This is a genomic window from Streptomyces sp. NPDC127129 (assembly GCF_042671585.1).
Lineage (GTDB): Bacteria > Actinomycetota > Actinomycetes > Streptomycetales > Streptomycetaceae > Streptomyces.
Genome location: NZ_JBHXTV010000007.1, coordinates 24,770 through 42,939 on the forward strand (window position 1 = coordinate 24,770; position 18,170 = coordinate 42,939).

17 protein-coding genes are annotated in these 18,170 nt (G+C 70.0%); 2 read left to right on the forward strand and 15 right to left on the reverse strand.

The window, feature by feature from the left end; translation table 11 throughout:
- The 12 genes from nuoL to ACFVGW_RS15125 are packed head-to-tail and all read right to left on the reverse strand — an operon-like array spanning window position 1 to window position 12,507.
- Window positions 1–1,896, reverse strand: a complete 1,896-nt coding sequence (gene nuoL / locus ACFVGW_RS15070) for an NADH-quinone oxidoreductase subunit L (RefSeq protein ID WP_385852265.1) — start codon at window positions 1,894–1,896, stop codon at window positions 1–3.
- A gap of 11 nt (window positions 1,897–1,907) precedes the next feature.
- The gene (nuoK, locus tag ACFVGW_RS15075) at window positions 1,908–2,207 is read right to left on the reverse strand and encodes an NADH-quinone oxidoreductase subunit NuoK (protein WP_260229523.1); all 300 of its coding nucleotides are present in this window, start codon (window positions 2,205–2,207) and stop codon (window positions 1,908–1,910) included.
- Window positions 2,204–3,031 (reverse strand): NADH-quinone oxidoreductase subunit J, encoded by an 828-nt coding sequence (locus tag ACFVGW_RS15080; protein WP_385852266.1) that lies wholly within the window; start codon window positions 3,029–3,031, stop codon window positions 2,204–2,206. The genes nuoK and ACFVGW_RS15080 overlap by 4 nt, the downstream gene beginning before the upstream one ends.
- Window positions 3,028–3,624: an NADH-quinone oxidoreductase subunit NuoI gene (nuoI, locus tag ACFVGW_RS15085; protein ID WP_383228480.1), complete on the reverse strand. Its 597-nt coding sequence runs from the start codon at window positions 3,622–3,624 to the stop codon at window positions 3,028–3,030. The genes ACFVGW_RS15080 and nuoI overlap by 4 nt, the downstream gene beginning before the upstream one ends.
- Window positions 3,599–4,960 carry an NADH-quinone oxidoreductase subunit NuoH gene (gene nuoH / locus ACFVGW_RS15090; protein ID WP_385852267.1) on the reverse strand — a complete coding sequence of 454 codons (1,362 nt, stop codon included), beginning with the start codon at window positions 4,958–4,960 and terminating at the stop codon, window positions 3,599–3,601. The genes nuoI and nuoH overlap by 26 nt, the downstream gene beginning before the upstream one ends.
- Window positions 4,957–7,440: an NADH-quinone oxidoreductase subunit G gene (locus ACFVGW_RS15095; RefSeq protein ID WP_385852268.1), complete on the reverse strand. Its 2,484-nt coding sequence runs from the start codon at window positions 7,438–7,440 to the stop codon at window positions 4,957–4,959. Before ACFVGW_RS15095 ends, nuoH begins: the two co-directional genes overlap by 4 nt.
- Window positions 7,437–8,789, reverse strand: a complete 1,353-nt coding sequence (gene nuoF / locus ACFVGW_RS15100; RefSeq protein WP_352188839.1) for an NADH-quinone oxidoreductase subunit NuoF — start codon at window positions 8,787–8,789, stop codon at window positions 7,437–7,439. The genes ACFVGW_RS15095 and nuoF overlap by 4 nt, the downstream gene beginning before the upstream one ends.
- Window positions 8,786–9,529: an NADH-quinone oxidoreductase subunit NuoE gene (nuoE, locus tag ACFVGW_RS15105; RefSeq protein ID WP_385852269.1), complete on the reverse strand. Its 744-nt coding sequence runs from the start codon at window positions 9,527–9,529 to the stop codon at window positions 8,786–8,788. Before nuoE ends, nuoF begins: the two co-directional genes overlap by 4 nt.
- On the reverse strand, window positions 9,526–10,851 hold the full coding sequence (locus ACFVGW_RS15110; RefSeq protein WP_383228484.1) for an NADH-quinone oxidoreductase subunit D: 1,326 nt from the start codon (window positions 10,849–10,851) through the stop codon (window positions 9,526–9,528). Before ACFVGW_RS15110 ends, nuoE begins: the two co-directional genes overlap by 4 nt.
- Window positions 10,848–11,579 carry an NADH-quinone oxidoreductase subunit C gene (locus tag ACFVGW_RS15115; RefSeq protein ID WP_383310841.1) on the reverse strand — a complete coding sequence of 244 codons (732 nt, stop codon included), beginning with the start codon at window positions 11,577–11,579 and terminating at the stop codon, window positions 10,848–10,850. The genes ACFVGW_RS15110 and ACFVGW_RS15115 overlap by 4 nt, the downstream gene beginning before the upstream one ends.
- Window positions 11,576–12,130: an NADH-quinone oxidoreductase subunit B family protein gene (locus ACFVGW_RS15120; protein ID WP_003998928.1), complete on the reverse strand. Its 555-nt coding sequence runs from the start codon at window positions 12,128–12,130 to the stop codon at window positions 11,576–11,578. Before ACFVGW_RS15120 ends, ACFVGW_RS15115 begins: the two co-directional genes overlap by 4 nt.
- Window positions 12,131–12,147: 17 nt before the next feature.
- A complete protein-coding gene (locus tag ACFVGW_RS15125; protein WP_030494815.1) occupies window positions 12,148–12,507 on the reverse strand; it encodes an NADH-quinone oxidoreductase subunit A in 360 nt (119 codons plus the stop codon).
- Between the two features lie 680 nt (window positions 12,508–13,187).
- Between ACFVGW_RS15125 and ACFVGW_RS15130 the strand changes: the two genes are divergently transcribed.
- Entirely contained in the window at window positions 13,188–14,012 is an 825-nt protein-coding gene (locus tag ACFVGW_RS15130; RefSeq protein ID WP_352188835.1) for a C40 family peptidase, read from the forward strand.
- A gap of 78 nt (window positions 14,013–14,090) precedes the next feature.
- Here the strand turns inward: ACFVGW_RS15130 and ACFVGW_RS15135 are convergent, their stop codons facing one another.
- A complete protein-coding gene (locus ACFVGW_RS15135; RefSeq protein WP_385852270.1) occupies window positions 14,091–14,963 on the reverse strand; it encodes an NAD(P)-dependent oxidoreductase in 873 nt (290 codons plus the stop codon).
- 87 nt (window positions 14,964–15,050) lie between these two features.
- On the opposite strand from ACFVGW_RS15135, the gene ACFVGW_RS15140 reads away from it, so the two are divergent.
- Complete coding sequence (locus ACFVGW_RS15140) at window positions 15,051–16,046, forward strand: helix-turn-helix domain-containing protein (protein ID WP_385852271.1); 996 nt, start codon at window positions 15,051–15,053, stop codon at window positions 16,044–16,046.
- Here ACFVGW_RS15140 and ACFVGW_RS15145 read toward each other — a convergent pair.
- Window positions 16,012–17,298 (reverse strand): geranylgeranyl reductase family protein, encoded by a 1,287-nt coding sequence (locus ACFVGW_RS15145; protein WP_383228487.1) that lies wholly within the window; start codon window positions 17,296–17,298, stop codon window positions 16,012–16,014. The two genes, ACFVGW_RS15140 and ACFVGW_RS15145, sit on opposite strands and share 35 nt — an antisense overlap.
- Window positions 17,299–17,412: 114 nt before the next feature.
- The gene (locus ACFVGW_RS15150; RefSeq protein WP_385852272.1) at window positions 17,413–18,105 is read right to left on the reverse strand and encodes a demethylmenaquinone methyltransferase; all 693 of its coding nucleotides are present in this window, start codon (window positions 18,103–18,105) and stop codon (window positions 17,413–17,415) included.
- Window positions 18,106–18,170: the final 65 nt, after the last annotated feature.

Consider the following 18,170-nt stretch of genomic DNA (forward strand, 5'->3'; position numbering starts at 1 on the left):
TTACACCGCCCTCATCAGCAGGGTCGCGGCGATCAGCACCGCCGTACCTCCGAACATGGAGACCGCATACGTGCGGGCGTAGCCGTTCTGCAGTTTGCGCAGCCGGCCGGACAGACCGCCGACCGAGGCGGCGGTGCCGTTGACCACTCCGTCGACCAGGGTGTGGTCGACGTAGACGAGCGAGCGGGTGAGGTGCGTGCCGCCCGTCACGAACACGGCGTGGTTGAAGTCGTCCTGGAGCAGGTCGCGGCGCGCGGCCCGGGTGAGCAGCGAGCCGCGCGGGGCGGTGACCGGGACGGGCCGGCGTCCGTACTGGAGGTAGGCGACGGCGACGCCGAGCACCATGACCGCGACCGTGGCCGAGGTGATGGCTCCGGCGCTGATCGGCGGGTGTCCGTGCTCGAACTCGGTCACCGGCTTCAGCCAGGTGATGAACCGGTCGCCGATGGAGAAGAAGCCACCCGCGAGGACGGAGCCGAAGGCCAGCAGGACCATCGGGATCGTCATCGACTTCGGCGACTCGTGCGGATGCGGCAGCTCGCCCTTCTCGTCGGCCTGCCAGCGCTTCTCGCCGAAGAAGGTCATCAGCATCACGCGCGTCATGTAGTAGGCGGTGATGGCCGCGCCGAGCAGCGTGACCGCGCCGAGGATCCAGCCCTCGGTGCCGCCCTTGGCGAAGGCCGCCTCGATGATCTTGTCCTTGGAGAAGAAGCCGGACAGGCCCGGGAAGCCGATGATCGCGAGGTAGCCGAGGCCGAAGGTGACGAAGGTGACCGGCATGTACTTCCGCAGACCGCCGTAACGGCGCATGTCCACCTCGTCGTTCATGCCGTGCATGACCGATCCGGCGCCGAGGAAGAGCCCGGCCTTGAAGAAGCCGTGCGTGACCAGGTGCATGATCGCGAAGACGTAGCCGATGGGGCCGAGGCCCGCCGCCAGGACCATGTAGCCGATCTGCGACATCGTCGAGCCGGCCAGCGCCTTCTTGATGTCGTCCTTCGCGCAACCGACGATCGCACCGAAGAGGAGCGTGACCGCGCCGACCACGACGACCACGAGCTGGGCGTCCGGGGAGGCGTTGAAGATGTCGGCGGAGCGGACGATCAGATAGACACCGGCGGTGACCATCGTGGCCGCGTGGATGAGGGCCGAGACCGGGGTCGGGCCCTCCATCGCGTCCCCGAGCCAGGACTGCAGCGGCACCTGGGCCGACTTGCCGCAGGCGGCGAGGAGGAGCATCAGGGCGATCGCCGTCAGCTTGCCCTCGGAGGCCTCGCCGGTCGCCTCCAGGACCGGCCCGAAGGCGAAGGTCCCGAAGGTGGTGAACATGAGCATGATCGCGATCGACAGGCCCATGTCGCCGACCCGGTTGACCAGGAAGGCCTTCTTCGCGGCGGTGGCCGCGCTGGGCTTGTGCTGCCAGAAGCCGATCAGGAGGTACGAGGCGAGGCCGACGCCCTCCCAGCCGAAGTACAGCAGCAGGTAGTTGTCGGCGAGGACGAGGAGCAGCATCGCCGCGAGGAACAGGTTCAGATAGCCGAAGAAGCGGCGCTTGCGCTCGTCGTGCTCCATGTACCCGATCGAGTACACGTGGATCAGCGAGCCCACGCCGGTGATCAGCAGCACGAACGTCATCGACAGCTGGTCGAGCTGGAACGCGATGTCCGCCTGGAAGTCGCCGACGGCGATCCAGCTCCACAGGTGCTGGTACATGGCCCGGTCGTCCGCGCTCCTGCCGAGCATGTGGGCGAAGAGGACGAGACCGATGACGAAGGAGGCGGCCGCGAGCAGCGTGCCGAGCAGGGGCCCGGCCTTGTCGAGGCGCCGCCCGCCGCAGAGCAGGACGGTCGCCCCCAGCAGAGGCGCCGCGACGAGCAGCGCAATCAGGTTCTCCACGATTCAGCCCCTTACAGCTTCATCAGGCTGGCGTCGTCGACCGAAGCCGAGTGGCGGGAACGGAACAGCGACACGATGATCGCGAGCCCGACCACGACCTCCGCGGCGGCGACGACCATCGTGAAGAAGGCGATGATCTGGCCGTCCAGGTTGCCGTGCATCCGGGAGAAGGTGACGAGCGCGAGGTTGCAGGCGTTGAGCATCAGCTCGACGCACATGAAGACCACGATCGCGTTGCGCCGGATCAGCACCCCGGCCGCGCCGATCGTGAACAACAGGGCGGCGAGATAGAGATAGTTCACGGGGTTCATCGCGAGGCCTCCTCGTCGTCCCGGTCGCGGCCGAGCCGCTCCTGCGCCCGCTGCTCCAGCGCCTTGAGGTCGGCCAGCGCCTCGCCGGACACGTCGCGGACCTGGCCGCGCTTGCGCAGCGTCTGCATCACGGTCAGCTCGGCGGGGGTGCCGTCGGGCAGCAGACCGGGGATGTCCACCGCGTTGTGCCGGGCGTAGACACCCGGCGCGGGAAGCGGCGGGACGTGCTTGCCCTCGCGGACCCGCTGCTCGGCCATCTCGCGCTGGGTGCGGGCCCGTTCGGTCCGCTCGCGGTGCGTGAGGACCATCGCGCCGACGGCCGCGGTGATGAGCAGCGCGCCGGTGATCTCGAAGGCGAAGACGTACTTGGTGAAGATCAGGGCGGCGAGGCCCTCGACGTTCCCGCCGTACGCGCCGTTCGCCGCGCCGAGCCCGTTGAACTCCGTCAGGGAGGCCTGGCCGATGCCGCCGATCAGCAGGACGCCGAAGCCGAGCCCACAGGCGGCGGCCCACCAGCGCTGGCCCCTGATGGTCTCCTTCAGGGAGTCGGCGGCCGTGACGCCGACGAGCATGACGATGAAGAGGAACAGCATCATGATCGCGCCGGTGTAGACGACGATCTGGACGATGCCCAGGAAGTACGCGCCGTTGGCGAGGTAGAAGACCGCGAGGACGATCATCGTGCCGGCCAGACACAGGGCGCTGTGCATGGCCTTCCTCATCAGGACCGTGCACAGGGCGCCGATGACGGCGACCGTGCCGAGGACCCAGAACTGGAAGGCCTCTCCGCCGGAGGTGGCGTAGGCCGCGAGCTGGGCGTTCATGCGTCCACCTCTTCCGGCTCGCCCTTCTCCCCCTTGGAGGTGGCGACCTGCTGGACCGTGCCCGGCGCGGCCTCGGTGACCAGGCCCCGGTAGTAGTCCTGCTCGTCCGCCCCCGGGAAGATCGAGTGCGGGGAGTCGACCATGCCCTCCTCCAGGCCCGCGAGGAGCTGCTCCTTGGTGTAGATCAGGTTCTCGCGGGAGGAGTCGGCCAGTTCGAACTCGTTCGTCATCGTCAGCGCCCGGGTGGGGCAGGCCTCGATGCACAGTCCGCACAGGATGCAGCGGGCGTAGTTGATCTGGTAGACGCGGCCGTAGCGCTCGCCCGGGGAGTAGCGCTCCTCCTCGGTGTTGTCCGCGCCCTCCACGTAGATGGCGTCCGCGGGACAGGCCCAGGCGCACAGCTCGCAGCCCACGCACTTCTCAAGTCCGTCCGGATGACGGTTGAGCTGGTGGCGGCCGTGGAAGCGCGGCGCCGTCGTCTTGCGCTCCTCCGGGTACTGCTCGGTCAGCCGCTTCTTGAACATGGCCTTGAAGGTCACGCCGAAGCCGGCCACCGGATTCTGGAAATCAGACACCGTCCGTCTCCTTTCCATCACTCGCAGTAGCAGTATCGGGGGCACCACTGGCAACCAGGTCCCGGTCCCCGCGCGGCCTGCGCCGCGGTACGGGCGGCAGGGTCTGGCCGGGCTTGGGCGGTACGGGGAAGCCGCCGGCCATCGGGTCGAAGGGGAGCTCGTCCTCGGCCGGACCCTCGGCCTCCTTCGCCCTGCGGTCGCGGAACATGTCGGCGACGAAGGAGATGAGCAGGACGCCGATCACGGCCCCGGCGACGTACAGCACGATCGTCTGGAACGCGAAGTTCTCGTTGCGCAGGGCCCGGACGGTGGCGACCAGCATCAGCCAGAGCACCGAGACCGGGATGAGGACCTTCCAGCCGAGCTTCATCAGCTGGTCGTAGCGGACCCGGGGCAGGGTGCCGCGCAGCCAGATGAAGAAGAAGAGCAGCAGCTGCACCTTGAGGATGAACCAGAGCATCGGCCACCAGCCGTGGTTCGCGCCCTCCCAGAAGGTGGAGACCGGGTACGGGGCGCGCCAGCCGCCGAGGAAGAGCGTCACGGAGACGGCGGAGACCGTCACCATGTTCACGTACTCGGCGAGCATGAACATCGCGAACTTGATGGACGAGTACTCGGTGTTGAAGCCGCCGACGAGGTCGCCCTCGGACTCCGGCATGTCGAACGGGGCGCGGTTGGTCTCGCCGACCATCGTGACGACGTAGATGATGAACGAGACCGGCAGCAGGATGATGAACCAGCGGTCCGCCTGCGCCTCGACGATCGCCGAGGTCGACATCGACCCGGAGTAGAGGAAGACGGAGGCGAACGCGGCGCCCATGGCGATCTCGTAGGAGATCATCTGGGCGCAGGAGCGCAGGCCGCCGAGGAGCGGGTACGTGGAGCCGGAGGACCAGCCGGCGAGGACGATGCCGTAGATGCCGACGGAGGCGATCGCGAGGACGTACAGCATCGCGATCGGCAGGTCGGTGAGCTGCATCGTGGTGCGGTGGCCGAAGATCGAGACCTCGTTGCCGGCCGGGCCGAACGGGATCACGGCGATGGCCATGAACGCCGGGGCCGCGGCGATGATCGGCGCGAGGATGTAGACGACCTTGTCGGCGCGCTTGACGACGACGTCCTCCTTGAGCATCAGCTTGATGCCGTCCGCGAGGGACTGGAGGAACCCCCAGGGTCCATGCCGGTTGGGCCCGATGCGCAGCTGCATCCAGGCGACGACCTTGCGCTCCCACACGATGGAGAAGAGCACGGTGACCATGAGGAAGGCGAAGCAGAAGACCGCCTTGATCGCGACGAGCCACCAGGGGTCGGTCCCGAACATGGAGAGGTCTTCCGCGGCGAGCAGCGTGGTCATGCCTGCACCTCCGTCGAGGTCGCCGGGCCGATGCGGACCAGGTCGCCCGGGTGGGCGCCCGTGTCGGAGAGGACTCCGCCGTCGGCCGAGTTGAGCGGGAGCCAGACCACGCGGTCGGGCATCTCGGTGACCTGGAGCGGGAGTCGGGTCGAGCCCGCCGGGCCGGAGACGGCGAGGAGGTCGCCGTCCTTCACGCCCGTCTCCTCCGCGGTCGCGGCCGAGAGGCGGGCGACCGCCGCGTGGCGGGTGCCGGCCAGCGCCGTGTCGCCCTCCTGGAGGCGGCCGAGGTCGAGCAGGAGCCGGTGTCCGGCGAGGACCGCCTCGCCCTCGCCCGGGCGGGGCGCGGCCTGCGCGGGCTCGGTGGGCTCGGAGGCCCGCTCGCCGTCCCAGCCGCCGAGCCGGTCCAGCTCACGGCGGACCGAGCGAAGGTCGGGCAGGGCCAGGTGCGCGTCGAGGGCGTCGGCGAGCATGTGGAGCACGCGCGCGTCCGCCGGTGGCAGCGTCCGGGTCATCTGCTCGGGCTTGAGCGCGGCCTCGAAGAGCCGTGCCCTGCCCTCCCAGTTGAGGAAGGTGCCGGGCTTCTCGGCGACCGCGGCGACCGGCAGGACCACGTCGGCCCGCTCGGTGACCTCGCTCGGCCGCAGCTCCAGGGAGACCACGAACGCCGCGTCGAGCGCCTCACGCGCGCGTGCCGGGTCCGGCAGGTCGCGGACCTCGACGCCACCGACGAGCAGAGCGCCCAGTTCGCCGGTGGCCGCGGCCTCGACGATCTGGCCGGTGTCGCGGCCGTAGCCGTGCGGGAGTTCGCGTACGCCCCAGGCCGCCGCGACCTCCTCACGCGCGCGCGGGTCGGTCGCGGGGCGGCCGCCGGGCAGCAGCGTCGGGATGGCGCCGGCTTCGAGCGCCCCGCGCTCCCCGGCCCGGCGCGGGATCCACACCAGCTTCGCGCCGGTCGCCGCCGCCGTCCGGACGGCGGCGGTCAGCCCGCCGGGCACGGCGGCCAGCCGCTCGCCGACCACGATGACGGCGCCGTCCTGGCGCAGCGCCTCCGCGGCCCGCGTACCGGCCTCGTCGAGTCCGACGCGGGAGGTGAGCGCGTCCAGCCACTCGGTCTCGGTGCCGGGCGCCGCGGCGAGCAGCGTGCCGCCCGCCTTCACCAGGCCCCGGGTCGCGAACGCGGCCAGCGCGTAGGTCTTCTGGCCCTTCGTGCGCCAGGCCTTGCGCAGCCGCAGGAAGACGCCGGGCGCCTCCTCCTCGGACTCGAAGCCGGCGAGCAGCACGGCCGGGGCTGCTTCGAGGGAGGTGTACGTGACCCCCGAGCCGTCCAGGTCCCTGCCGCGGCCGGCGACGGTGGAGGCCAGGAAGTCGGCCTCCTCGCTGGAGTGGACCCGGGCCCGGAAGTCGACGTCGTTGGTGTCGAGGGCGACCCGGGCGAACTTGGCGTACGCGTAGGAGTCCTCGACGGTCAGCCGCCCGCCGGCCAGGACGCCGGTACGGCCCCTGACCAGTCCGCGGGCCGCGGCCTCCAGGGCCTCCGGCCAGGAGGCCGCTTCGAGGACGCCCGTCTCCGGGTTCCGTACGAGCGGTGTCGTCAGCCGGTCACGCTGCTGGGCGTACCGGAACGCGAACCGTCCCTTGTCGCACACCCACTCCTCGTTGACCTCCGGGTCATCGGCCGCGAGCCGCCGCATGACCTTGCCGCGCCGGTGGTCGGTGCGCGTGGCGCAGCCGCCCGCGCAGTGCTCGCAGACGCTCGGCGAGGAGACGAGGTCGAAGGGGCGGGAGCGGAACCGGTACGCCGCCGAGGTCAGCGCGCCCACCGGGCAGATCTGGATCGTGTTCCCGGAGAAGTACGACTCGAACGGGTCGCCCTCGCCGGTGCCGACCTGCTGGAGCGCGCCGCGCTCGACCAGCTCGATCATCGGGTCGCCGGCGATCTGGTTGGAGAACCGGGTGCAGCGCGCGCAGAGCACGCACCGCTCACGGTCGAGCAGCACCTGGGTCGAGATCGGCACCGGCTTCTCGTAGGTCCGCTTGTGGCCCTCGAAGCGGGACTCCGCCTGCCCGTGCGACATCGCCTGGTTCTGCAGCGGGCACTCGCCGCCCTTATCGCAGACCGGGCAGTCCAGCGGGTGGTTGATGAGCAGCAGCTCCATCACGCCGTGCTGGGCCTTCTCGGCGACCTGCGAGGTCAGCTGCGACTTCACCACCATGCCGTCGGTGCAGGTGATGGTGCAGGACGCCATCGGCTTGCGCTGGCCCTCGACCTCGACGATGCACTGCCGGCAGGCGCCGGCCGGGTCGAGGAGCGGGTGGTCGCAGAACCGCGGGATCTCGATGCCGAGCTGCTCGGCGGCGCGGATGACCAGGGTCCCCTTGGGGACGGAGATCTCGGCGCCGTCGATGGTCAGCGTGACCATGTCCTCCGGCGGTACCGCCGGGGAACCGCCGCCCGCGGGGCCGGCCGTGGTGACCGTCATGCCGTCACCTCCTTGTGGTTGTCCGCCCAGGCGGTCGACTTGGCCGGGTCGAAGGGGCAGCCCCGGCCGGTGATGTGCTGCTCGTACTCCTCGCGGAAGTACTTCAGCGAGGAGAAGATCGGGGAGGCCGCACCGTCGCCGAGCGCGCAGAACGACTTGCCGTTGATGTTGTCGGCGATGTCGTTGAGCTTGTCGAGGTCGGACATCACGCCCTTGCCCGCCTCGATGTCACGGAGCAACTGCACCAGCCAGTAGGTGCCTTCGCGGCACGGTGTGCACTTGCCGCAGGACTCGTGGGCGTAGAACTCGGTCCACCGGGTCACCGCGCGGACCACGCAGGTGGTCTCGTCGAAGCACTGGAGCGCCTTCGTGCCGAGCATCGAGCCGGCCGCGCCCACGCCCTCGTAGTCCAGCGGGACGTCGAGGTGCTCGTCGGTGAACATCGGGGTGGAGGAGCCGCCCGGGGTCCAGAACTTCAGCCGGTGCCCGGGGCGCATGCCGCCGCTCATGTCGAGGAGCTGGCGCAGCGTGATCCCGAGCGGTGCCTCGTACTGGCCGGGCGAGGCGACGTGCCCGCTGAGCGAGTAGAGCGTGAAGCCCGGGGACTTCTCGCTGCCCATCGACTTGAACCAGTCCTTGCCCCGGTTGAGGATCGCGGGAACGGAGGCGATGGACTCGACGTTGTTCACCACGGTGGGGCAGGCGTACAGACCGGCGACCGCGGGGAAGGGCGGACGGAGCCGGGGCTGGCCGCGCCGTCCTTCGAGCGAGTCGAGCAGCGCGGTCTCCTCGCCGCAGATGTACGCGCCGGCGCCCGCGTGCACGGTGATGTCGAGGTTCAGGCCGCTGCCGAGGATGTTCCGGCCGAGGAGGCCGGCGTCGTACGCCTCGCGCACCGCCTCGTGCAGGCGGCGCAGGACGGGCACGACCTCGCCGCGCAGGTAGATGAACGCGTGCTCGGAGCGGATCGCGTAGCAGGCGATGATCATTCCCTCGATGAGGGAGTGCGGGTTGGCGAAGAGGAGCGGGATGTCCTTGCAGGTGCCCGGCTCGGACTCGTCGGCGTTGACGACGAGGTAGTGCGGCTTGCCGTCGCCCTGCGGAATGAACTGCCACTTCATTCCGGTGGGGAAGCCGGCGCCGCCACGGCCGCGCAGCCCGGAGTCCTTGACGTACGCGATGAGGTCGTCGGGCGACATCGCGAGGGCCTTGCGCAGACCCTCGTACCCCTCGTGCCTCTTGTACGTCTCCAGGGTCCAGGACTCGGGCTGGTCCCAGAACGCCGACAGGACCGGCGCCAGAAGCTTCTCGGGGCTGCTGTTGTTGATCTCGGCTGCCAAGGTCATCACTCCCCCTCCCCACTGGCCGATTCGCCGCGCGGGTGGACGATCTTGTGGTGCGGGGTCTCGCCCTTGGCCAGCCGCAGCCCGACGAGCGAGGCCGGGCCGGCCCCACCGGTGGCCTCGACGGCCCCCTCGCGCTCGTCGGGGAAACCGGCCAGGATGCGGGCGGTCTCCTTGTACGTGCAGAGCGGCGCGCCCCGGGTCGGCTCGACCGGACGGCCGGCCCGCAGATCGTCGACGATCTTCTTGGCGGACTGGGGCGTCTGGTTGTCGAAGAACTCCCAGTTGACCATCACCACGGGCGCGAAGTCGCAGGCCGCGTTGCACTCGATGTGCTCCAGCGTGACCTTGCCGTCCTCGGTCGTCTCGTTGTTGCCGACCCCGAGGTGCTCCTTGAGCTCCTCGAAGATGGCGTCGCCGCCCATGACCGCGCAGAGCGTGTTGGTGCAGACGCCGACCTGGTAGTCGCCGGAGGGCTTGCGGCGGTACATCGTGTAGAAGGTGGCGACCGCGGTGACCTCGGCGGTGGTCAGGCCGAGGACCTCGGCACAGAACTTCATGCCGGTACGGGTCACATGGCCCTCCTCCGCCTGCACCAGGTGCAGCAGCGGCAGGAGCGCGGAGCGGGACCCCGGATAGCGGGCGATGATCTCCCGGGCGTCCGCCTCCAGCCGGGCGCGTACCTCGGCCGGGTAGTCGGGGGCGGGGAGCTGGGGCATCCCGAGACTGGTCTGTCCGTCCGTCATCGGTCGACGCCTCCCATCACGGGGTCGATGGACGCGACGGCGACGATGACGTCGGCGACCTGGCCGCCCTCGCACATCGCCGCCATGGCCTGCAGGTTGGTGAAGGACGGGTCGCGGAAGTGGACCCGGTAGGGGCGGGTGCCGCCGTCGGAGACGACGTGCACGCCGAGCTCGCCCTTGGGCGACTCGACGGCCGCGTAGGCCTGTCCGGCCGGGACGCGGAAGCCCTCGGTGACCAGCTTGAAGTGGTGGATCAGGGCCTCCATGGAGGTGCCCATGATCTTCTTGATGTGGTCGAGGGAGTTGCCGAGTCCGTCCGGGCCGAGCGCGAGCTGCGCGGGCCAGGCGATCTTCTTGTCGGCGACCATGACCGCGCCGGGCGCCAGGCGGTCGAGGCACTGCTCGACGATCCGCAGGGACTGGCGCATCTCCTCCAGGCGGACGAGGAAGCGTCCGTAGGAGTCGCAGGTGTCGGCGGTCGGGACGTCGAACTCGTAGTTCTCGTAGCCGCAGTACGGGTCGGTCTTGCGCAGGTCGTGCGGGAGGCCCGCGGAGCGCAGGATCGGTCCGGTGGCGCCGAGCGCCATGCAGCCGGCGAGGTCGAGGTAGCCGACGTCCTGCATGCGGGCCTTGAAGATGGGGTTGCCGGTGGCGAGCTTGTCGTACTCCGGCAGGTTCTTCTTCATGGTCTTCACGAACTCGCGCACGGCGTCGACGGCGCCCGGCGGCAGGTCCTGGGCGAGGCCGCCGGGGCGGATGAACGCGTGGTTCATGCGCAGGCCGGTGATCAGCTCGTAGAGGTCCAGGATCATCTCGCGGTCCCGGAAGCCGTAGATCATGATCGTGGTGGCGCCCAGCTCCATGCCGCCGGTGGCGATGCACACCAGGTGGGAGGAGAGCCGGTTGAGCTCCATCAGGAGCACCCGGATGATGCTGGCGCGGTCCGGGATCTGGTCGGTGATGCCGAGCAGCTTCTCGACGCCCAGGCAGTACGCCGTCTCGTTGTAGAACGAGGTGAGGTAGTCCATGCGCGTGACGAAGGTGGTGCCCTGCGTCCAGTTCCGGAATTCGAGGTTCTTCTCGATGCCGGTGTGGAGGTAGCCGATGCCGCAGCGGGCCTCGGTGACGGTCTCGCCGTCGATCTCCAGGATCAGCCGCAGCACGCCGTGCGTGGACGGGTGCTGGGGACCCATGTTGACGATGATCCGCTCGTCGTCCGCCTTGGCGGCGGACTCGACGACCTCTTCCCAGTCGCCACCGGTGACGGTGTAGACGGTGCCTTCGGTGGTCTCGCGGGCTTCCGAAGCGTTGGGGTTGTTCACGAGTACGACCTCCGCTGGTCCGGAGCCGGGATCTGGGCGCCCTTGTACTCGACGGCGATGCCGCCGAGGGGGTAGTCCTTGCGCTGCGGGAAGCCCTGCCAGTCGTCCGGCATCATGATCCGGGTGAGGGCGGGGTGGCCGTCGAAGACGATGCCGAAGAAGTCGTACGTCTCGCGCTCGTGCCAGTCGTTGGTCGGGTAGACCGCGACGAGCGACGGGATGTGCGGGTCGGCGTCCGGGGCGGACACCTCCAGGCGGATCAGCCGGCCGTGGGTGAGCGAGCGCAGGTGGTACACGGCGTGCAGCTCGCGGCCCTTGTCGCCGAGGTAGTGGACGCCGGAGACGCCCGTACAGAGCTCGAAGCGCAGCGCCGGGTCGTCGCGCAGGGTGCGGGCGACGCGGACGAGGTGCTCGCGGGCGATGTGGAAGGTGAGCTCGTCGCGGTCGACGACCGTCTTCTCGATGGCGTTCTCGGGGAGGAGCCCCTGCTCGTCGAGGGCGCCCTCGAGCTCGTCGGCGACCTCGTCGAACCAGCCGCCGTACGGGCGGGTGGCCGCGCCGGGCAGGCGCACGGAGCGGACGAGGCCGCCGTAGCCCGAGGTGTCGCCGCCCTTGTCGGCGCCGAACATCCCGCGCTGGACGCGGACCTCCTCGCCGTGCTCCCCGCGCTGACCGGGCAGGTTCTGCTCGGAGAGCTCCTTCTCGGGGTTCGGTGTCTCGTCACTCACCGGAGAAGACCCTTCATCTCAATCGTCGGCAGGGCCTTGAGCGCCGCTTCCTCCGCCTCGCGGGCCGCCTCCTCGGCGTTCACGCCGAGCTTGGAGGTCTGGATCTTCTGGTGGAGCTTGAGAATCGCGTCCATCAGCATCTCCGGGCGCGGCGGGCAACCCGGCAAATAGATGTCGACCGGCACAATGTGGTCGACTCCCTGCACAATCGCGTAGTTGTTGAACATTCCGCCCGACGAGGCGCAGACCCCCATGGAGATGACCCACTTGGGGTTCGGCATCTGGTCGTAGACCTGCCGCAGGACGGGCGCCATCTTCTGGCTGACACGGCCCGCCACGATCATCAGGTCGGCCTGGCGCGGTGAGCCGCGGAAGACCTCCATGCCGAAGCGCGCCAGGTCGTAACGGCCGGCGCCGGTCGTCATCATCTCGATGGCGCAGCAGGCGAGGCCGAAGGTCGCGGGGAAGACGGACGCCTTGCGCACCCAGCCCGCGGCCTGTTCGACCGTCGTCAGCAGAAAACCGCTCGGCAGCTTCTCTTCGAGTCCCATAGGTGCCCCTCAGCCCCTCAGTCCCATTCCAGGCCGCCGCGCCGCCACACGTAGGCGTAGGCGACGAAGACGGTGAGCACGAAGAGCAGCATCTCCACGAGCCCGAAAAGCCCCAGGGCGTCGAAGGTGACCGCCCAGGGGTAGAGGAAGACGATCTCGATGTCGAAGACGATGAAGAGCATCGCCGTCAGGTAGTACTTGATGGGGAAGCGGCCGCCTCCGGCCGGAGTGGGCGTCGGCTCGATGCCGCACTCGTATGCCTCAAGCTTTGCCCTGTTGTACCGCTTTGGGCCGATTAGCGTGGCCATGACCACGGAGAAGATCGCAAACCCCGCACCCAGGGCACCGAGCACGAGGATGGGCGCGTACGCATTCACGCTCCTCGCTCCTTCCAGTCGTCCTTGACCGTTGGACCGCACGGTCGGGCCGTGGAAGATCGCCCCCATGTGAGGCAGTTCACAAGCCCGACTGCCCCGCATCTTATGCCTGCCCCTCTGTGATCTGCGACACGGGGTACACCACCGGCTTTGTGATCTCCACCACCTGACGAAGGATCATGAAGTCGGATGAGCGGTGATCTTGGCACTCGAAGCGCCCAGGTGATCACCAGTTGTGACATCCGGACCGGAAACCGCTGGTCGGAGGGGTGTCGCACTATCAAGAGGTGGCGTCTACAGGCAAATTGGTGATGGACCCGGGCGAGTGATAAAGGACCGGCTCGTCGCCCGGTCGGGGGTCTCGCAGGCGCGAAGTGGACGTGTGCACCGATTCACGAGCGTCCCGATCGCCTGATGGACATCATGCTGTGACCTGCGTCACAGCATTCCGCTCGGGAGAAAACGGGGCTTGGCCATCGGTGTGAAGAGGTGGTAAGCGGCGGTCAATTCGGACGTTTCATTGAAAACCCGTGATCAAGGGCCAGATGAGTCGTGCCCGGATTGTCCGTTACGGCGTCAATAAGGGCGCCAGATAAGCGGATTAGGTGGTTCCGAACGTAACTGTGGCGCAACCCACGTTTCTTGAAGGGAACCGTGAAGCCCTGATAGCGGTTGTACTCATGTCCCACACCGCTCACATACCCAGCCACCGGAAGCCCCGCCGAAGCGCCTCCAAGCTCGCGCTCCGCGCCGGAGTTGCCGGTGGCGTCCTCAGCACCATCGCGGTGGCCGGTGCTGCCGGGCCGGCGAATGCCGAGCCGGTGACCGAGACCATCGAGATGCCCACCCTCGGCTCGCTCGACACCGGCCTGGCGAGCGCCGTCTCCGCCTCCGCCGAGGCCTCCCAGCAGGAAGCCCTCGACCTGAGCCTCCAGGCCCAGGAGACGGCCGCGCTGGAGAAGGCCGCCAAGGAGGCCAAGAAGGCCAAGGCCGAAGCCGACCGCAAGGCCGAGGCCGAGAAGGCGGAGCGGGCCGAGAAGGCCCGCGCCGAGGCCCGCGAGCGCGCCTCCCGGACCCAGGAGCGCACCACGCTCTCCTCGTCCTCCGGCTCCTCCGACAGCGGCTCCTCGTACAGCAGCGACGCCCCCACCGGGTCCGCCGCCGCGATCGTGGCCTTCGCCCGCGCCCAGATCGGCGACGCCTACATCTCCGGCGGCACCGGCCCCAACTCCTGGGACTGCTCCGGTCTCGTCCAGGCGGCCTACCGCCAGGCCGGCGTCGACCTCCCGCGCATCTCGAACCAGCAGTCGTCCATGGGTACGTCCGTCTCGCTGAGCAACCTGCAGCCGGGCGACATCCTGTACTGGGGCAGCCGCAGCGGCTCGTACCACGTGGCGATCTACGTGGGCGGCGGCAAGTACGTGGGCGCGCAGAACCCGTCGACCGGTGTCGTCGAGCGCTCCCTGGACTGGGACATGCCCTCCGGCGCGGTCCGCATCCTCTGATCATCCGCACCGGCATACGTGAGAAGCCGTCACTCCTCGGGGGAGTGACGGCTTTTCCCTGCTTCGGGTGGATATGCCCTACTTGCGGAAGGCCTCGATGATCCGGGCGTAGCTGTCCCCGCCGTGGCCCGCCTCGACCGCGGCGCGCATCAGCTCCAGATGCAGCCTCGGCAGCCGGTCGTCGACGCCCCGCTCCTCCCCCGCGTGCAGCAGATGCCCGATCGCCGCCACCTGGACGTCGATCGTGGCGTCCGCGCCCGGGTACTCCCCGGCGTCGATCTGCTCGGCGTACCCCGTCATGAACCACGAGACCGTCGACAGCCAGCGGGTGGCCACCGCCGTGAAGTCCCGGGCCGGCACCCCGTCCGCGCCCGCGAGGGCGGTGGCGTGCAGCCAGCCGCCGAAGACGGACCACATGAGACCGAGCAGCCCCGCGTCGTAGAGCGAGGCGAGCCCCGCGTCCGGGCCGAGGTCCACCGGGTCGCCCAGGACGGCGAGCGTCGCCCGGTGCGCGGCGAACAGCTCCGGGGCGCCCGCGTAGAGGATCATGTTGGAGCTGTCGCCGACCCCCGGCGGGGTCGTCATCACGGCCCCCACGAGATGACCGATGCCGTGCTCACCGGCCCACCGCGCCTCCTCACGGGCCTGCTCGGGCGAACCGGTGGTGAGGTCGACCAGGGCCTTGCCCCGCAGCGCATCGGCGACGGGGGCGAGGAGTTCGCGTACGGCGGTGTGGTCGAGGACGCAGACCACGACGAGCTCGCTCGCGGCGACGGCCTCGGCGACGGTGGCGGCGCGGACGGCGCCCCGGGCGACCAGGGCGTCGGCCTTCGCCGGGGTGCGGTTCCAGACGGTGGTGCGGTGGCCGGCGGCGAGGAAGGCGTCGGCCAGGGCGGAGCCCATCTGCCCGAGACCGATGACCGTGATGTTCTGTGCATTCATGGGGTCCACGCTCGCAGCGGCGGAATCCGGCCGACAGTGGCAGGACCGACGGCGACCGCACGATTCCTGCCGCACCTCTGACGTACGGTCGAGGGCATGAGCGCAGGAGTGGTGGCCATCGCCGTCGTACCGGACCGGCGGACCGGGACGTCGCTGTGGGAGCTGTACGAACTCTCGCTGGCGTGCGGGGTCTTCGGCATCCCGCATCCCGACCTGGCCGACCCCTGGTACGAGCTGCGGCTCTGCGGGGACTCCGGCGACGGCGGGATCTTCTCCCTGCGCACCACGCACGGTCTCGACGGACTCGTCGGCGCGGACACCGTCATCGTGCCCTCCGTGCCCGACGCGGTCGTGGAGGAGGGCGAGGAGGTGCCCGCCGAACTCGTCGAGGCGCTGCGCGCGGCGGCCGCCTCCGGCGCCCGGATGGTCTCGCTGTGCACCGGCGCCTTCGCGCTCGCCGCCGCCGGGCTGCTCGACGGCCGCCGGGCCACCGCCCACTGGCAGCACACCGCGCAACTGGCCGCCCGCCACCCCGGCGTGCTCGTGGACGACTCGGTGCTCTACACGGACGAGGGAACGGTGCTGACGAGTGCCGGGGCCACCGCCGCGCTCGACCTCTGTCTGCACCTGGTGCGCACCGACCTCGGCGCGGCCGTCGCCGGGCAGCTCGCCCGCCGCCTCGTCGTCCCGGCCCACCGCCCCGGCGGCCAGGCCCAGTTCATCGAGGCTCCGCTCCCGCCGAGCGACGACGACAGCCTGGGACCCGTACTGCAGTGGGCGACCGAGCACCTGGCCGAGCCGCTGACCGTGGAGGAGCTGGCGCGGCGGGCCCGGATGAGCCCGCGCACCTTCCACCGGAGGGTGCGCGAGGAGTACGGGACCACCCCGCTGCAGTGGCTGCTCCAGCAGCGCGTGGCCCGGGCCCAGTCCCTGCTGGAGTGCACCGACCTGCCCGTGGAGCTGGTCGGTGACCACAGCGGTCTGGGGTCGGCGGCCAACCTGCGCCGCCACTTCACCCGGGCCGTCGGGGTGTCCCCGTCCGGGTACCGGCAGGCGTTCAGGCCTTCGGGGCCACCTTCGAGAGACCGTTGATGATGCGGTCCATCGCGTCGCCGCCCGTCGGGTCGGTCAGGTTGGCCAGCATCTTCAGCGTGAACTTCATCAGGACCGGGTGCGTCAGGCCGCGCTGGGTCGCGATCTTCATGATCTTCGGGTTGCCGATGATCTTCACGAAGGCGCGGCCGAGCGTGTAGTACCCGCCGTAGGTGTCCTTGAGGATCTTCGGGTAGTTGTGCAGGGCCAGTTCGCGCTGGGCCGGGGTCGCGCGGGCGTGCGCCTGGACGATGACGTCGGCCGCGATCTGGCCCGACTCCATCGCGTACGCGATGCCCTCGCCGTTGAACGGGTTGACCAGGCCGCCCGCGTCACCGACGAGCAGCAGGCCCTTGGTGTAGTGCGGCTGGCGGTTGAAGGCCATCGGCAGCGCGGCGCCCCGGATCGGGATCGTCATGTTCTCCGGGGTGAAGCCCCAGTCCTCCGGCATCGAGGCGCACCAGGCCTTGAGCACCTCGCGCCAGTCCAGCTCGCGGAAGGCGGCGGAGGAGTTGAGGATGCCGAGGCCGACGTTGGAGGTGCCGTCGCCCATGCCGAAGATCCAGCCGTAGCCCGGCAGCAGACGGTCCTGCGGGCCGCGCCGGTCCCACAGCTCCAGCCAGGACTCCAGGTAGTCGTCGTCGTGGCGGGGGCTGGTGAAGTACGTCCGTACGGCCACGCCCATCGGCCGGTCCTCGCGCCGGTGCAGGCCCATCGCGAGGGAGAGCCGGGTCGAGTTGCCGTCGGCGGCGACGACGAGCGGCGCGTGGAAGGTGACCTCGCGCTTCTCCTCGCCGAGCTTGGCGTGCACGCCCGTGATGCGGCCGGTGCGCTCGTCGATGATCGGGGAGCCGACGTTGCAGCGCTCGTACAGCCGCGCGCCCGCCTTCTGCGCCTGGCGGGCGAGCTGCTCGTCGAAGTCGTCGCGCTTACGGACGAGTCCGTAGTCGGGGTACGAGGCGAGGTCCGGCCAGTCCAGCTGGAGCCGGACGCCACCGCCGATGATGCGCAGGCCCTTGTTGCGCAGCCAGCCGGCCTCCTCGGAGATGTCGATCCCCATGGCGACGAGCTGCTTGGTGGCGCGGGGCGTGAGCCCGTCGCCGCAGACCTTCTCGCGCGGGAACGCGGTCTTCTCCAGGAGCAGGACGTCGAGCCCCGCCTTGGCCAGGTAGTACGCCGTCGTCGATCCCGCCGGGCCCGCCCCGACGACGATCACGTCTGCGCTGTGCTCGGAGAGGGGCTGCTCGGTCACGGCGGTGTCTCCCGAAGGTCGAGGGGTGAGGGGTACGGCGGCGTGAGGCACGTCGGCTGAAGTCTAGGAGAAGGGTTCCGGGCGTCCGGGGCCCGGGGCGTTCGCCCGGGGCGTTCAGTCCTTGAAGCCCCGGTGCAGGGCGACGATGCCGCCCGACAGGTTCCGCCAGGCCACCTTCGACCAGCCGGCCTTCTGGAGCAGACCGGCGAGAGTCGGCTGGTCCGGCCAGGACCTGATGGACTCGGCGAGGTAGACGTAGGCGTCCGGGTTGGAGGAGATCGCGCGGGCCACCGGCGGCAGGGCACGCATCAGGTACTCCTCGTACACCGTGCGGAACGGCGCCCAGGTGGCGTGCGAGAACTCGCAGATCACGACCCGTCCGCCGGGCTTCGTCACCCGGTACAGCTCGCGCAGCGCCGCCTCGGTGTCCTGGATGTTGCGCAGGCCGAAGGAGATCGTCACGGCGTCGAAGACGTCGTCGCGGAACGGGAGACTCATCCCGTCGCCGGCGGTGAACGGCATCCACGGGTGCCGCTTCTTGCCGACCTGGAGCATCCCGAGGGAGAAGTCGCACGGCACGACGTACGCCCCCGCGCGGGCGAAGGGCTGCGAGGAGGTCGCCGTCCCGGCCGCCAGGTCCAGGATCCGCTGCGCCGGGCGCGCGTCGACGGCCTTGGCGACCTCCTTGCGCCAGCGCCGGTCCTGACCGAGCGAGAGCACGTCGTTGGTGAGGTCGTAGTTCGCCGCCACGTCGTCGAACATCGAGGCGACTTCGTGCGGCTGCTTGTCCAGGGATGCTCGGGTCACCCGGCCATTGTGGCAGCCCGCGCTCCCCGGACCTCGGGAGCCCTCCGGCCCGCGCCGCCGGGAAA

Coding starts and splice junctions, on each gene's coding strand:
- nuoK (WP_260229523.1), bottom strand. CDS start 2,207: ATGAACCCCGTGAACTATCTCTATCTCGCCGCCCTGTTGTTCACGATC.
- ACFVGW_RS15080 (WP_385852266.1), bottom strand. CDS start 3,031: ATGAACGCCCAGCTCGCGGCCTACGCCACCTCCGGCGGAGAGGCCTTC.
- nuoI (WP_383228480.1), bottom strand. CDS start 3,624: ATGGAAAGGAGACGGACGGTGTCTGATTTCCAGAATCCGGTGGCCGGC.
- nuoH (WP_385852267.1), bottom strand. CDS start 4,960: ATGACCACGCTGCTCGCCGCGGAAGACCTCTCCATGTTCGGGACCGAC.
- ACFVGW_RS15095 (WP_385852268.1), bottom strand. CDS start 7,440: ATGACGGTCACCACGGCCGGCCCCGCGGGCGGCGGTTCCCCGGCGGTA.
- nuoE (WP_385852269.1), bottom strand. CDS start 9,529: ATGACGGACGGACAGACCAGTCTCGGGATGCCCCAGCTCCCCGCCCCC.
- ACFVGW_RS15120 (WP_003998928.1), bottom strand. CDS start 12,130: ATGGGACTCGAAGAGAAGCTGCCGAGCGGTTTTCTGCTGACGACGGTC.
- ACFVGW_RS15130 (WP_352188835.1), top strand. CDS start 13,188: ATGTCCCACACCGCTCACATACCCAGCCACCGGAAGCCCCGCCGAAGC.
- ACFVGW_RS15140 (WP_385852271.1), top strand. CDS start 15,051: ATGAGCGCAGGAGTGGTGGCCATCGCCGTCGTACCGGACCGGCGGACC.